The organism is Pseudoalteromonas sp. PSi26 (assembly GCF_054960575.1).
Genome location: NZ_JBHNYT010000002.1, coordinates 294,361 through 308,690 on the forward strand (window position 1 = coordinate 294,361; position 14,330 = coordinate 308,690).

The 14,330-nt window shown below is 40.7% G+C and carries 15 protein-coding genes; all 15 read left to right on the forward strand.

Annotation, left to right across the window (positions count from 1 at the left end; all coding sequences use genetic code 11):
* Positions 1 to 94: 94 nt before the first annotated feature.
* Complete coding sequence (locus ACFI34_RS03400) at positions 95 to 2,383, forward strand: flagellar hook-length control protein FliK (RefSeq protein ID WP_462672466.1); 2,289 nt, start codon at positions 95 to 97, stop codon at positions 2,381 to 2,383.
* Positions 2,384 to 2,440: 57 nt separating this feature from the next.
* Complete coding sequence (gene fliL, locus ACFI34_RS03405) at positions 2,441 to 2,968, forward strand: flagellar basal body-associated protein FliL (protein ID WP_058403499.1); 528 nt, start codon at positions 2,441 to 2,443, stop codon at positions 2,966 to 2,968.
* Between the two features lie 9 nt (positions 2,969 to 2,977).
* A complete protein-coding gene (fliM, locus tag ACFI34_RS03410; RefSeq protein WP_010555915.1) occupies positions 2,978 to 4,069 on the forward strand; it encodes a flagellar motor switch protein FliM in 1,092 nt (363 codons plus the stop codon).
* 20 nt (positions 4,070 to 4,089) lie between these two features.
* Positions 4,090 to 4,488 (forward strand): flagellar motor switch protein FliN, encoded by a 399-nt coding sequence (gene fliN, locus ACFI34_RS03415; protein ID WP_006792745.1) that lies wholly within the window; start codon positions 4,090 to 4,092, stop codon positions 4,486 to 4,488.
* Positions 4,485 to 4,868, forward strand: coding sequence for a flagellar biosynthetic protein FliO (gene fliO / locus ACFI34_RS03420; protein ID WP_462672412.1), 384 nt, complete (start codon positions 4,485 to 4,487; stop codon positions 4,866 to 4,868). The genes fliN and fliO overlap by 4 nt, the downstream gene beginning before the upstream one ends.
* A gap of 4 nt (positions 4,869 to 4,872) precedes the next feature.
* Positions 4,873 to 5,613: a flagellar type III secretion system pore protein FliP gene (fliP, locus tag ACFI34_RS03425; protein ID WP_305397812.1), complete on the forward strand. Its 741-nt coding sequence runs from the start codon at positions 4,873 to 4,875 to the stop codon at positions 5,611 to 5,613.
* A 40-nt stretch (positions 5,614 to 5,653) separates the two neighbouring features.
* A complete protein-coding gene (locus tag ACFI34_RS03430) occupies positions 5,654 to 5,923 on the forward strand; it encodes a flagellar biosynthetic protein FliQ (protein WP_006792748.1) in 270 nt (89 codons plus the stop codon).
* Positions 5,924 to 5,926: 3 nt separating this feature from the next.
* Positions 5,927 to 6,706, forward strand: a complete 780-nt coding sequence (fliR, locus tag ACFI34_RS03435) for a flagellar biosynthetic protein FliR (RefSeq protein WP_006792749.1) — start codon at positions 5,927 to 5,929, stop codon at positions 6,704 to 6,706.
* 9 nt (positions 6,707 to 6,715) lie between these two features.
* The gene (gene flhB / locus ACFI34_RS03440; RefSeq protein ID WP_462672413.1) at positions 6,716 to 7,846 is read left to right on the forward strand and encodes a flagellar biosynthesis protein FlhB; all 1,131 of its coding nucleotides are present in this window, start codon (positions 6,716 to 6,718) and stop codon (positions 7,844 to 7,846) included.
* A gap of 73 nt (positions 7,847 to 7,919) precedes the next feature.
* Positions 7,920 to 10,028, forward strand: coding sequence for a flagellar biosynthesis protein FlhA (gene flhA / locus ACFI34_RS03445; RefSeq protein WP_462672414.1), 2,109 nt, complete (start codon positions 7,920 to 7,922; stop codon positions 10,026 to 10,028).
* Positions 10,029 to 10,048: 20 nt separating this feature from the next.
* Entirely contained in the window at positions 10,049 to 11,524 is a 1,476-nt protein-coding gene (gene flhF, locus ACFI34_RS03450) for a flagellar biosynthesis protein FlhF (protein ID WP_462672415.1), read from the forward strand.
* On the forward strand, positions 11,517 to 12,377 hold the full coding sequence (locus ACFI34_RS03455; RefSeq protein WP_006792753.1) for a MinD/ParA family ATP-binding protein: 861 nt from the start codon (positions 11,517 to 11,519) through the stop codon (positions 12,375 to 12,377). Before flhF ends, ACFI34_RS03455 begins: the two co-directional genes overlap by 8 nt.
* Positions 12,378 to 12,403: 26 nt before the next feature.
* Entirely contained in the window at positions 12,404 to 13,114 is a 711-nt protein-coding gene (locus ACFI34_RS03460) for an RNA polymerase sigma factor FliA (RefSeq protein ID WP_462672416.1), read from the forward strand.
* A gap of 39 nt (positions 13,115 to 13,153) precedes the next feature.
* Positions 13,154 to 13,537 (forward strand): chemotaxis response regulator CheY, encoded by a 384-nt coding sequence (gene cheY / locus ACFI34_RS03465; RefSeq protein ID WP_008132609.1) that lies wholly within the window; start codon positions 13,154 to 13,156, stop codon positions 13,535 to 13,537.
* 18 nt (positions 13,538 to 13,555) lie between these two features.
* Positions 13,556 to 14,323, forward strand: a complete 768-nt coding sequence (locus tag ACFI34_RS03470) for a protein phosphatase CheZ (RefSeq protein WP_462672417.1) — start codon at positions 13,556 to 13,558, stop codon at positions 14,321 to 14,323.
* The last annotated feature ends 7 nt before the right edge of the window (positions 14,324 to 14,330 follow it).

The window sequence follows — 14,330 nt, forward strand, 5'->3', positions numbered from 1 at the left end:
TTAGGCACGTTTATTGCTTTGCTAATGGGTGGTATTTAATTTTGGGCAATGTGCGGTGACATATTGCCGTAACCGTATTAGGTGATCTATGGCGATGAATGATATATCTGTTTCAATTTCGGCTGATAAAGAGTCTTTTTTAGCTTTTAAAGACAGTAGCTTAGCAACATCTGGCGATGAATCAGGTGCGGAGTTTTTTACTCAGCTACAAGATGCACACAATGCATTTGAGCCTATAAAAAAAGAGTTTGAACAGACTCAGGCTGACGGGCAGTTTGCTGCTTCATCAGCTTCAGATGTTGAAAAAAGCTCAGTGAACCATATTGATGACAAAAATGCTGCCAAAATAGATGCAGAGTCTGGAAATGACATTCTTGCACAAATTAATTCATCCCAATCAATAAATACTGAAGTCACAAAACCAAGCGAAAAAGCGAAAGATACAAACCTAACAGATACATCTACAAATAAAACACCGCTTGTTACTGCTGATTTAAACGAAAAGTTGCCTGTTAAAGGTTATGTTGCTGTGCCAGCAAAAGATTTACCTGTTAAAGATGAAATAGGTAAAATAATTAGACCTCATTCATCACTTATAGACAGCAGTATAAGTGGTGCGAAAATTTTAGAAGATGATGCAGATGCTAGTAGCTCGTTACATTCAGAAAAACAAAATAAAACGTCTATTGCACAGGCTGTTGAAGCACAACTAAATATAAAATCGGATACAGTTAAACATACTGCAGAAACGCAAAGTATAGCTCCGGAAACTGATGCAAAAGACGGTGGGACAGAGACTAACAAAGGTATTTTTGCGGATAAAATCCCCGCTTCACAAAATTCAGTACTTTCTGACGCGAGTGTCAACTCTGATAACACTGTTTTAAAAACGGATGTTGATAAAGTTGCTACTACTCAAAGTACATTAGAAAATAGCAATAAAGTTAGTGCCAATAGCGTAGCTCAAAATGCCGTCGCTCAAAATACAGTTACGGAACCAGTAGAAAATACGTCAAGAGCAATTTCAGCTAACTCAAGTACCACTGAAACCGAAAAAGCAGACGCGATAGATGCGCTAACGGTTAAAGATGCAAATGCAATAAAAACAGATAAGATATTAGCAAGTTTAACGCCTGAACAACTATCAAAACTAAATAATCAAATTAAAGCAGATTCACTATCTCCATCAAATAGCGTTGAAAAATTGACGGCTTTAAAGCAAATGCTCACTCAATTTATAACGGATAACGAACAGACACAAAGCACAGAAGTTAAGTTGTCGCCCAGCGGGCAGTTTAATAAACTTTCTGGGACTGAAAAGCAGGAACTACTGACTCAACTAAACACTTTTATTAAAACTGAGCAACCAAAAGGTGAACAGTTAGCAGCTATTAAGCAAGCTATTGGTGAGCTAAAAGTGTTGGTTGCGAAAGATGCGAATCAATTATCAGACACTAAATTTACGATATCGCAAAAAGCTGTAAATGACTCACAAAAATTGCCGCAAACAAATGAATCGCAAATAGACAAAGCGGTTACCTTACCGGTAAAAGGTGAAGAGACAACAAAGCCAGTTACTTTTATAGCTTCACAAACACCAAATGCGGTGAATCAGCCACAAAAAGTGAGTGTAAAATCAGGTTTTGAAAGTAGCGCAGATCCAACTAAATTAGCTGCACAGCCTACTAGTGATGAAGAGCTAACAAAAGCGCTTGACCAACTGCAAAAAGAGGGGCTAAAAAATAGCACGGCTGAGCAGTCACCCGCTAAAGTTACGCAGTTGTTTAACCATATAACTAATGCATTAAATACGACCCAAACCAGTACCCAAAGCTATTATGATTCGATTGATTATGAAATGGGGATATTGGATCAACAAGTTATGCAAAATCAGCAGTTACAAAGTACAACACAGGCAAAGCAGGTGAGTATTGACCCTGGTATGATGCAGGCGATTAACATAGTTAAAAGTGACGCAGCCAAGTTGTTACAAGAGCGTGTTAGTTCAATGTTAAGCATTAATAACAAAGAGGCTGAAATTCGTCTTGACCCACCTGAAATGGGCAGCATGCAAATACGCGTTCGCAGCGATGCAGAACAAGCACAAATTAACTTTGTGGTACAGAACCAGCAGGCCAAGGAGGCGCTTGAACAATCTATGCCTCGTTTACGCGAAATGCTAGCACAGCAAGGTTTGGAACTGGGTGAGAGCACTATTTCATATGGCCAGTCAGGTGGCGAAAATGCTGAGCAAAATGAATCGGATTCGGGTGAGCAATTGGCCCAAAATGGAGTAGCAAATAGTGAAAGTGATCAGCCAGCAAAAAGCCCAGAACAAACTTCTGCGCTACAAACATCATCATCAATAGATTACTATGCCTAACTACTGCTATTATAATAACTAAAACAAGCAAATACCTTTGCGATATAAGGAATGATGATGGCTGAAGAAACAAGTTTAGAAATAGAAGAAGCGCCTAAAAGTAAAAAAAAGCTGATAATTATTATTGCAGCAGCATTGCTAGTGGTGGGTGGTGCTGCGGGTTTCTTTTTAATGTCGGGCTCGGATGAGCCGGTTGAGACGTTAGATGAAGAAACAACTCTTTCAGAAGAAGCGCCAGAGGCTTCTGGTTCATCTGCAGAGATAGGCAGTGCACTTTACGTTGCGATGCCTAGACCATTTGTATTTAACGTACCGGGTTCTAGCAGAGATAGAATTGTTCAAATTAAAGTGCAGCTTTTGGTTCGTGGCGAAGTCAATGAAGAAACCGCTAAAAAGCATATCCCGCTTATCGAAGGTAAGTTACTCAGCGTATTTTCAACGACTACTGCAGATGAATTAAGTACTAGTGCAGGTAAAGAAACACTGCGTTTTTCTGCACTAGAGACAGTGCAAACCGCCTTAAATGACGTTGAAGGCAGTAAAGTAATTGAGCGGGTATTGTTTACCGGCTTTGTAATGCAATAAGGGGTTAGCGTGAGCGACTTATTATCCCAAGACGAAATTGATGCGCTATTACACGGTGTTGATGACGTTGAAGAGGAAGATATAAACGATGGCGAAGATGGCGGGGGAAGTACGCTACAGTACGATTTTTCTTCGCAAGATCGAATCGTACGTGGTCGCATGCCGACGCTGGAAATTGTTAATGAGCGCTTTGCTCGCCATATGCGAATTAGTCTATTTAATATGATGCGCCGCACAGCGGAAGTGTCTATTAATGGCGTTCAAATGATAAAGTTTGGTGAGTATGTTCATACTTTATTTGTACCAACAAGCTTAAATATGGTGCGTTTCAGACCTTTAAAGGGTACCGGCCTGATCACCATGGAAGCACGGTTAGTATTCATTTTGGTGGATAACTTTTTTGGCGGTGATGGTCGCTACCACGCAAAAATTGAAGGCCGTGAATTTACCCCAACAGAGCGCCGAATTGTGCAAATGTTGCTAAAAATAATCTTTGAAGATTATAAAGAGGCATGGGCACCGGTAATGGACGTGTCGTTTGAGTACCTCGATTCAGAGGTAAACCCCGCAATGGCTAATATTGTGAGCCCTACTGAAGTTGTGGTTATTAGCTCTTTTCATATTGAACTTGATGGCGGTGGCGGTGATTTTCACATTGCTTTGCCGTACTCAATGCTCGAACCAATAAGGGAGCTTTTGGATGCGGGTGTTCAATCAGACACCGAAGATACCGACTTACGTTGGAGTAAAGCATTACGAGATGAAATAATGGATGTTGAAGTTGATATGTCGACCCAGCTTCTAGAGGTCGACTTAACACTTCAACAAATAATGGAGCTTAAAGCAGGTGATATTATTCCTGTTGAAATGCCAGAGCATATTACTGTATTTGTAGAAGAGCTGCCCACATTTAGAGCTAAAATGGGTCGTTCTCGTGATAATGTCGCCCTGCAAATTAGTGAAAAAATTAAACGTCCTGATTCAGTTAAATCTGAGCTGCATGTATTTACCAAAGGCGGCAAGAAAATTGACTCAGATGCAGAGTTAGCAGAATTAGAAGAAGATTTACACCTTTCAGACGGTGTAGACTTAGACTGGTAATTGATTAAAAGGTTAAACGTATGAGCGATGATCAAGACACAATGGACGAATGGGCAGCCGCACTTGCAGAGGCTGAAGGTGGTGATGATGCTGGCGAAGCGCAAGTTGCCGAACTTGATGAATTAAGTGATGAAAAAAGCGAAATAACAGGCGAAGAAAAGCGCAAGCTCGATACAATTTTAGACATCCCAGTGACCATATCGATGGAAGTTGGGCGCTCAAAAATTAATATTCGTAATTTACTACAACTTAACCAAGGTTCAGTAGTAGAGCTAGATCGTGTTGCTGGTGAGCCATTAGATGTATTGGTTAATGGTACCTTGATTGCTCACGGTGAAGTGGTTGTGGTAAATGACAAGTTTGGTATTCGTCTAACGGATGTTATCAGCCAAGTAGAGCGGATCAAAAAGTTACGATGAGTGCCTTTTTTGCGCTAACAGCGTCTGTATTTACAAAAACAGAGTCGGTTACACCTACGGGCGATTTAATTTCTATGGTGCTTTCTCTTATTATGGTGTTAGTGCTCATTGTAGTTCTGGCTATTTTTGTAAAAAAACTTAATCCTAATTTGGCAAACAGTGATGAATTTAAAGTGGTTCGAAGTCTTCCGTTAGGCTCACGCGAACGCTTAATGGTGGTAGAGATTGATAATGCGCAGCATTTATTAGGCGTCACACCGCACAGCATTAATTACCTTCATAAATTAGAATCACCACTGAGTGAAAAAGAAATCCCAGAACTTGCTAAGCAATTTAGTAAACTGTTAAACCCCAAATCGAAACAAAATAAAAAGAATTGAACCTATGACTAAGTGGCTGCTAATTATTTTTGCCATTGTGTTTGTTCCAAGCGTAAGCGCCGAAGGTATTGATGCGCTTACTATCACAACAAACGCAGATGGCACACAAGATTACTCGGTGACGTTGCAAGTTTTAGCCATTATGACGGCGCTGAGTTTTATACCCGCAGCCGTAATAATGATGACGTCTTTTACACGTATAATTGTTGTATTGGCTATACTCCGTCAGGCAATTGGTTTGCAGCAAACGCCCTCTAATCAAGTACTGTTGGGCATGTCTTTATTTTTAAGTATTTTTATCATGGCGCCTATTTACCAAAAGGTTAATGACGTAGCCATAGAGCCTTATTTGAGTGAGCAAGTTACGTCGGTACAAGCATTGGAGCTTGCAAAAGAGCCAATGAAAGCATTTATGCTCTCGCAGGTTCGTTTAAAAGACTTAGAAACATTTGCCAAAATAGCAGGCTACGACAAGCTAGAGTCACCTGAAGAAACTCCGCTCATAGTTCTTATACCCGCATTTGTAACAAGCGAACTGCAAACTGCATTTATTATCGGGTTTATGTTTTTTATACCTTTTTTAATTGTTGACCTGGTTGTTGCATCCGTACTCATGGCTATGGGTATGATGATGCTCTCCCCCATGATTGTTTCCTTGCCCTTTAAAATAATGCTGTTTGTACTTGTTGATGGCTGGAGCTTAGTGATGGGAACCCTCGCCAAAAGCTTTGGTTTAGGCACATAGTATGTTTTTTTTGAATGGTACTAAAAGATAGGATTACAGCATGGAACCAGAAATTTTTGTTGATATTCTTAGCGATGCACTGTTTTTAGTTATTAAGTTAGTATCGGCTATTGTTGTTCCAGGTTTAATTATTGGCCTAGTGGTGGCGGTGTTTCAAGCCGCTACGTCTATCAATGAGCAAACGTTGAGTTTTTTGCCTCGCTTATTGATCACTATTAGCGCATTAATTGTTGGTGGCCACTGGTTCACTCAGGAGCTAATGGACTTTTTTACTCGGTTAGTGCTGCTCATTCCCGAAATTGCAGGTTAACAAGTGGAGTACCCGTTTTCAGTTGTCATTCAATGGTTGAGCGACTTTTTGCTCCCTTTGGTACGAATTAGCTCCATGATTATGATAATGGCGGGGTTAGGCGCTAAAAATGTGCCAACACGTATAAAGCTGGGTTTATCAGTGGTCGTAACTCTGTTGGTTGTGCCTGTTCTTCCTCCAGCTACATTTACTAACTTGTTTTCGTTTGAAATGATTTTAGTAGTGATACAGCAAATGCTTATTGGAATAGCGATTGGTTTTGCTTCTACCTTGCTCCTCAATACCTTCGTATTGGCAGGTCAGATACTTGCTATGCAAACCGGTTTAGGTTTTGCTTCTGTCATTGACCCCTCAAATGGGGCCAGCGTTCCGGCTGTTGGTCAGTTTTTTCTTATTTTAGCAACACTATTATTTTTTGTATTCAACGGCCATTTAATGATGATACAGATGGTTGTACATAGTTTTGAAGTGCTGCCAATTGATGGTAATTGGTGGTCAGTAGATCATTACTGGGATATTGTAACGTGGGGCGGTTGGATGTTTACAACTGCTTTAGTGCTCTCACTTGCACCATTGACAGCAATGCTAGTTATCAATATTTCATTTGGTATTATGACCCGTGCGGCGCCTCAGCTAAATATTTTTGCTATTGGTTTTCCATTCACCCTTGTTGCAGGGCTTGTCATTATTTGGGCAACATTGGGAAACTTCATCCTGCAATTTGAATTTCAGTGGCTTAAAATGATCGAACTAATGTGTACTTTAGTTGGTTGTTCACCTTAGGAGTGTGTTATGGCTGAAGATTCAGGTCAAGAAAAAACAGAAGAACCCACAGGGAAAAAAATAGAAGAGTCTAAAAAGAAAGGGCAGGTCGCTCGTTCTAAAGAATTAGGCACTATGTTTGTTCTTATTTTTTCAGCTATTTCATTGTTAATGTACGGCCCTGAAATTGGTAAGGGCTTATACAATATTATGGGCAGAATGCTCAGCCTTAATCGTAATGAAACCTACGACACCACTAAAATGTTTGCGGTTTGGTCCAGTGTTGCCGACGCGCTTATTTTCCCTATGGCCATGTTTGTATTCATTATTTTATTTGCAGGCATTATAGGTAATACTTTGCTAGGTGGCTTTAATTTTAGCTGGCAAGCAGCCGCTCCTAAAGCAAGCAAAATGTCTCCATTTAAAGGCTTTAAACGCATGTTTGGCCCACAAGCTGCGGTAGAGCTTACTAAAGCTATTTTAAAGTTTTTAGTGGTCGCAAGTTTTGCCTTTTTCTTAATTAATACCTTTTTTGACGAAATACTACACTTAAGCATTGAGTCTGCGCCTAACAATATTATTCATGCGCTCGAAATCCTCTCGTGGATGTTTTTGGCATTGTCGTGCACATTGGTAATTATTGCGGCAATCGATGCCCCGTATCAAAGTCATACTCACCATAAGCAGTTAAAAATGACACTGCAAGAGGTAAAAGACGAGTACAAAAACTCTGAAGGTGATCCTCAAATAAAAGCGCGCATTAGGCAAACTCAAAGGCAAATGTCTCAAAAAAGAATGATGCAAGACGTGCCTGATGCTGATGTAGTTGTTACCAACCCAACGCATTATTCTGTTGCTCTCAAATACGACACTGAGCGAGCAGGAGCGCCTATAGTACTTGCTAAGGGCGTGGATGAACTGGCTATGCAAATTCGAAAGGTGGCAAACGGTAATGATGTACCAATTGTTGAGTCGCCAATGCTTACTCGAGCGCTTTATCATACCGCAGAAGTGGGTGAACAAATTCCTGATCAACTCTTTACTGCCGTTGCACAGGTGTTAGCTTATGTTTTTCAGCTAAAACGCTTCAATAAAGGTCGCGGAAAACGCCCGACAAAGCTCAATAAAAAGCTCCCCATTCCTGATGCCTACAAGTATTAATATTACTCCTTTACTAACTTGGAATAGTTATTGCTAATTCTACGTAGTGTCAATTTTTTGAAATTGTAGAATTATGAGTTTTAAAGCGGTATTACAACAACTTAACGCAGACAAAAAAGAATATGCAAAAGGCGTAGGTACACCTTTGCTTGTGCTTGCAGCTTTGGGAATGGTCATTTTACCGTTACCGCCATTTTTACTTGATATCCTTTTTTCATTCAATATTGCGTTAGCGTTGGTGGTACTACTCGTAACGGTTTACACCATGAAACCGGTTGAGTTTGGTATGTTTCCGGCCGTGTTACTTATCGCCACAATTATGCGTTTAGCACTTAACGTAGCAAGTACACGTGTTGTACTACTTGAAGGACATAATGGTGGAGATGCCGCGGGGAAAGTGATTGAAGCCTTTGGCTCTGTTGTGATTGGCGGTAACTATGCTGTTGGCTTAGTGGTATTTTTAATTCTTATTATTATTAACTTTGTTGTAATCACTAAAGGTGCAGGGCGTATTTCTGAGGTATCTGCACGTTTTACACTTGATGCAATGCCAGGTAAACAAATGGCAATTGACGCCGATTTAAACGCAGGATTCATTAGTGCAGAGCAAGCGCGCGATCGCCGAGAAGAAGTAACCCGCGAGGCCGATTTTTATGGTTCAATGGATGGTGCAAGTAAGTTTGTTAAAGGTGATGCTATTGCTGGTATCGTCATTTTAATTATAAACATTGTTGGTGGCCTATTTGTTGGCATGATCCAGCACGATTTAAGCTTTGGCCAAGCTATGGAAGTTTACACACTCCTTACGATTGGAGATGGCTTGGTGGCTCAGCTCCCCTCATTACTACTATCAATTGGTACCGCAATTGTAGTAACACGCCAAAACGAGTCTCTCAATATGGGCGACCAGTTTAAGAAACAACTTGGCAACGAAAAATCATTATTTATAGCCTCTGGCATCTTAATTACCATGGGCTTAGTGCCTGGCATGCCTCATTTAGCATTTTTAAGCTTAGGTGCATTACTTGGTTATTTAGCTTATTACACTCAACAAAGTAAATTAAAAGTGGCTGCAGCAGAAGCCGAGGCAACTGCAAATGGAACTGCTGGTACGGGCGTTGCCAACAAGCAAGAGCAAAAAGAACTAGGCTGGGATGACGTTCAGCAAGTGGATGTAATTGGATTAGAGGTGGGTTACAGATTAATTCCTTTGGTTGACCAGTCTCAAGGCGGAGAGCTACTAAATCGTATTAAGGGAGTACGTAAAAAACTTTCTCAAGAGCTGGGTTTTTTAGTTCCACCCGTACATATTCGCGATAACTTAGAGCTTGACCCTAATGCATACAGAATTACGCTTATGGGGGTATCTACCGGTGAAGGTGAACTCAAGCATGGTGATGAGTTGGCAATAAATCCAGGTCAAGTATTTGGGCCAATTAAAGGGGTTGAAACAAAGGATCCTGCTTTTGGGCTTGATGCGGTATGGATAAAACCAGATCAAAAAGACGAAGCACAATCGCTTGGCTATACCGTGGTAGATTCAGCCACGGTTGTGGCTACACATATTAGCCAGTTACTTACTAACAGCGCAGCACTGCTTTTAGGTCACGAGGAAGTACAGAACTTATTAGATATGTTAGGTAAAAGCCACCCTCGCTTAGTTGAAGGTTTAGTCCCTGACGTATTACCGTTAACTGTGATAGTAAAAGTACTACAAAATCTACTTAATGAAGGCGTTGCAATTCGTGATATGCGCTCAATTGTACAAACCCTTGTTGAGTATGGGCCACGTAGTCAAGACCCTGATGTATTAACGGCTGCAGTGCGTATTTCATTACGCCGATTAATAGTTCAAGATGCTGTGGGTATGTCGTCAGAAATCCCTGTCATAACCTTGGCACCTGAGTTGGAACAGATGTTGCATCAGTCACTACAAAATGCAGGCGACGAAGGTGCCGGTATAGAACCAGGACTTGCAGAGCGACTTCAAGTGTCACTAAACGAAGCGCATCAAAACCAAGAAATGTCCGGTGAACCTTCAATATTGCTAACGTCGGGAATGTTACGCACTGTGTTATCTCGTTTTGTTAAGTACACCATCCCGGGTTTAAGGGTGATGTCTTATCAAGAGGTACCAGATGAAAGACAGATCAAGATAGTCAGCTCTGTAGGCCAACAATAAGATTTTAAAGGGGTTGAATCATGAAAATAAAACGTTTTTTTGCTAAAGATATGCGCACAGTACTTAAAGAAGTTAAAGACGAATTAGGTGTTGATGCGGTTATTATGTCAAATAAAAAGCTAGCCAACGGTGTCGAAATTGTAGCAGCTGTTGATTATGACAAAGCAGCCCCTAAAAAAGAGCAACCGCAAAGTGCGCCAGCACAAAGTTTTGCAAAGTCACAGCCAGTGCATAATTTTGTAAAACCAGAGCCACTTCGCGCTAAGCCAGAGCCACAAGCGAAAGTAGCCGATAGTCTTCAAGCATTATTAGAGCGTCAAGCTCCACGTCCTCGCTCTGCAGAACTGGCTTCTATGTTTTCGCAATCAGGTATTGACACTACAGACAACTACCAAGAGCCAGCGCAAGAACAGCGTCCTCGGCCTATATTCACCAATGAGCGTCAAGCTTCAGCGCGTCCGCAAACACAAGCAGATAGCCTTGGGTTTGATGACCTAGAAAGTGATTTTGATGACCTTGACACCCCAGTGACAGCTCGCCAAGAAACTAAACATAATGAAAGTGAGCAAATTTCGTCAATGCGTGACGAAATGAATGCCATTCGTCAGTTGTTAGAGCATCAAGTATCAGGGCTTATGCAACAAGACATGGCAAGACGCGACCCTACTCGTGCATGCATGATTGATCGTTTAGTCGGTATGGGAATAGATAAAGATGTTGCTGAGCAAATGGCGTGCTTTGTTCCTGACGATGTATCTCGCCAGCAAGGTTGGAAAGCTCTTCTAACAATGGTTGAAGATCAGATGCAGACAACTAACAACGAGATTTTACGTCAAGGCGGTGTATACGCCTTAGTCGGTCCAACTGGTGTTGGTAAAACAACAACCGTTGCTAAATTAGCTGCACTTGGCGCACAAAAATACGGTGCAGACAAAGTCGCTTTAATCACAACAGACACATACAGAATTGGTGCTTATGAGCAACTTGCTACTTATGGCCGAATTATAGGTTGTAGTGTAAAGCAAGTTAAAGATGCTAATGAATTAGCTGAAGTTTTATATCATTTACGAAATAAACGACTAGTATTAATTGATACTGCGGGTATGAGTCAGCGCGACTTGCGCTTAACTGAACAACTTAATACGCTAATGCGTAACCAGCGCGTTGATATTCGTAGTTATTTAGTGCTCAGTGCAACATCGCAAATACACGTGTTGCAAGAAACCGTCAGACACTTTAAAAAAGTGCAGTTAAGTGGTTGTATATTCACCAAATTAGACGAATCTTTAAGTTTAGGTGAGATTATTAGTATTGCGATTCAAAATCGCCTTCCAATAGGGTATCTTACTAACGGTCAACGAGTACCAGAAGATATTCGAGTTGCAAATGCTGAAAAACTAGTTAAAAAGGCTGAGCAACTCTATTTAAAAAGAGCAAAAGCACAACATTCAAGGCACCAAGCAGTGGCGCCAAGCACAGTAGGGATGTATGATTAACACAGTATTAGATCAAGCAAGTGGCCTGCGCAAAATGAGTCAAAACAATAACAACGGCGTAAAAGTTATCGCTGTCACTGGCGGTAAAGGTGGAGTAGGAAAAACAAATGTTTCTCTTAATACCGCAATTGCATTAGGCCAGCAAGGTAACAGAGTATTGGTTCTTGATGCCGATTTAGGCTTAGCAAACTGTGACGTTATGCTAGGACTACGTGTTGAACGTAACTTATCACATGTTTTATCTGGTGAATGCGAACTTGATGAAATTTTAGTTGAAGGCCCCGCAGGTATTAAAATTGTACCCGCAACGTCGGGCTCTCAAAGCATGGTTGAATTGTCGCCTTCAGAGCATGCGGGACTCATCAGAGCTTTTAGCGAATTAAATACAGAATTTGATATTTTAATTGTCGATACAGCCGCAGGTATTTCTGACATGGTGCTGAGTTTTTCCCGCGCAGCACAAGATGTCATGGTTGTTGTATGCGACGAGCCTACATCAATAACAGATGCCTACGCGCTGATAAAAGTATTGAGCCGTGAGCATGGTGTATATAAATTTAAAATTGTTGCAAATATGGTCCGCAGCATGCGTGAAGGGCAAGAGTTATTTGCAAAACTTTCCAAAGTAACCGATCGCTTTTTAGATGTATCAATGGACTTGGTTGCAACGGTTCCCTACGACGAAAATATGCGTAAGGCAACACGCCGTCAAAAAGTTATTGTAGAACTTTTTCCAAATTCGCCTGCGGCACTTGCGTTTCAAGCGCTAGCAACAAAAGCAGTTAAATGGCCAATACCCAACCAACCATCAGGTCATTTGGAGTTTTTCATAGAGAAACTAGTTAACGGCTAATTATGACAACATTGGTGAATAAAGTTATGGGATATCAATCAGCACAAAATTTAAATGTGATTGTTGAAAAACATGCATCACTTGTCAAAAAAGTGGCATGTCACCTTATAGCGCGTTTACCTGCCAGCGTTCAGTTGGACGATTTAATACAATCAGGCATGATAGGCCTGATTGAAGCATCTAAGAGCTTTGATGCAACCAAAGGGGCTAGCTTTGAAACTTTTGCGGGGATTCGTATTCGTGGAGCAATGCTTGATGAGATGCGACGTGGCGATTGGGCACCCCGCTCAGTGCATCGTAAAAGCCGTTTGGTGGCCGAAACAATTGCTTTTTTAGAAAAAAGCTTAAACCGTGAGCCGACAGATATAGAAGTTGCTGAAAAACTTGAAATTTCGTTAAATGAGTACCATCATATCCTAAACGATGTAAATGCAAGTAAAGTACTAGGTATTGAAGACCTGGGTGTTGATGAAGATGTCATCAGTCCAGTGGACCAAGATTTAGCGCTAGACAAACCGTTTAATAACGTTAAAGATGAGCGGTTTAATGAATCTTTATTAGGTGCAATAAAATCTTTACCAGAACGTGATGCAATGGTGCTGTCTTTGTACTATAACGATGAAATGAATTTAAAAGAAATAGGGCATATACTCGATGTAAGTGAATCGCGTGTAAGTCAAATACATGGTCAGGCGATGATTAAGCTTAAAGCTAAAATCAATGACTGGATAAACTAGTAGTAAGTAAACAAGGTTAAGACCTCACTGGGGGATGTTTTGGATAAAAACATGAAAATTCTGGTTGTTGACGATTTTTCAACAATGAGACGTATTATTAAAAATCTGTTGCGTGACTTAGGTTTCACTAATGTTCAAGAAGCAGACGATGGGTCAACCGCTTTGCCAATGCTACAAAATCAAGTATTTGATTTTGTTGTTACCGATTGGAATATGCCAGGAATGCAGGGCATAGACCTACTTAGAGCAATACGTGCGGATGATAAGCTTAAACACATTCCGGTATTGATGGTAACGGCTGAAGCTAAAAAAGAACAAATTATAGCGGCAGCACAGGCAGGTGTTAATGGTTATATTGTTAAGCCATTTACTGCTGGAACACTCAAAACTAAATTAGAAAAAGTATTTGAACGTTTAGGCTAATGATAGGGGGAGAGGCTTATGTCAGCACTTGCTGCGCCTCAAATAACTTTAGAACAAGCTCGTCAGCTCGTTGTTTATCTAGAAAACGGTGAGCAAGACAAAGCCAATCAGTTAATTTTAGATACTGCTTCTAAGGAGCAATCTGAAATATTTGCTGAAGTTGGAAAGTTAACCCGTCAATTGCATGAGGCTTTAAAAAGCTTCGAGCTAGACACTCGCTTAACTGACTTAACTACCGATGCTATTCCAGATGCAAAAAAACGGCTCAATTATGTTATAGAAATGACAGAAAATGCCGCAAATAAAACAATGGATGCTGTTGAGGCTAGCCTACCAATTGCTCAACAGTTGGCAGATGAAATATCTCTTATCAAACCGACATGGGATCGCCTAATGAATCGAGAGATTGAGTTAGGGGAGTTTAAATCGTTATGCCACAGCATTGATAAGTTTATGAACAATTCTCATCATAAAACCGATGAGCTGCAAAGTTTGATGACTAATGTACTTATGGCACAAGACTATCAAGATTTAACCGGACAAGTTATTCGCCGAGTTATTGAGCTTGTTAGAGAAGTTGAAGAAAGCTTAATTCATCTTTTGACAGCCTTCGCTGATCAAAACGAAAGTAAAGCCGAAAAAATAGAACAACAAAAAACAAAAGAACCATTAGACGAACAAACTTTAGCAGGTCCAGAAGGCCCTATTATTGATAAAGAATCACGTAATGATGTTGTATCTGATCAAGATGAAGTCGATGATCTTTTATCAAGTTTGGGCTTCTAAGAGGAGA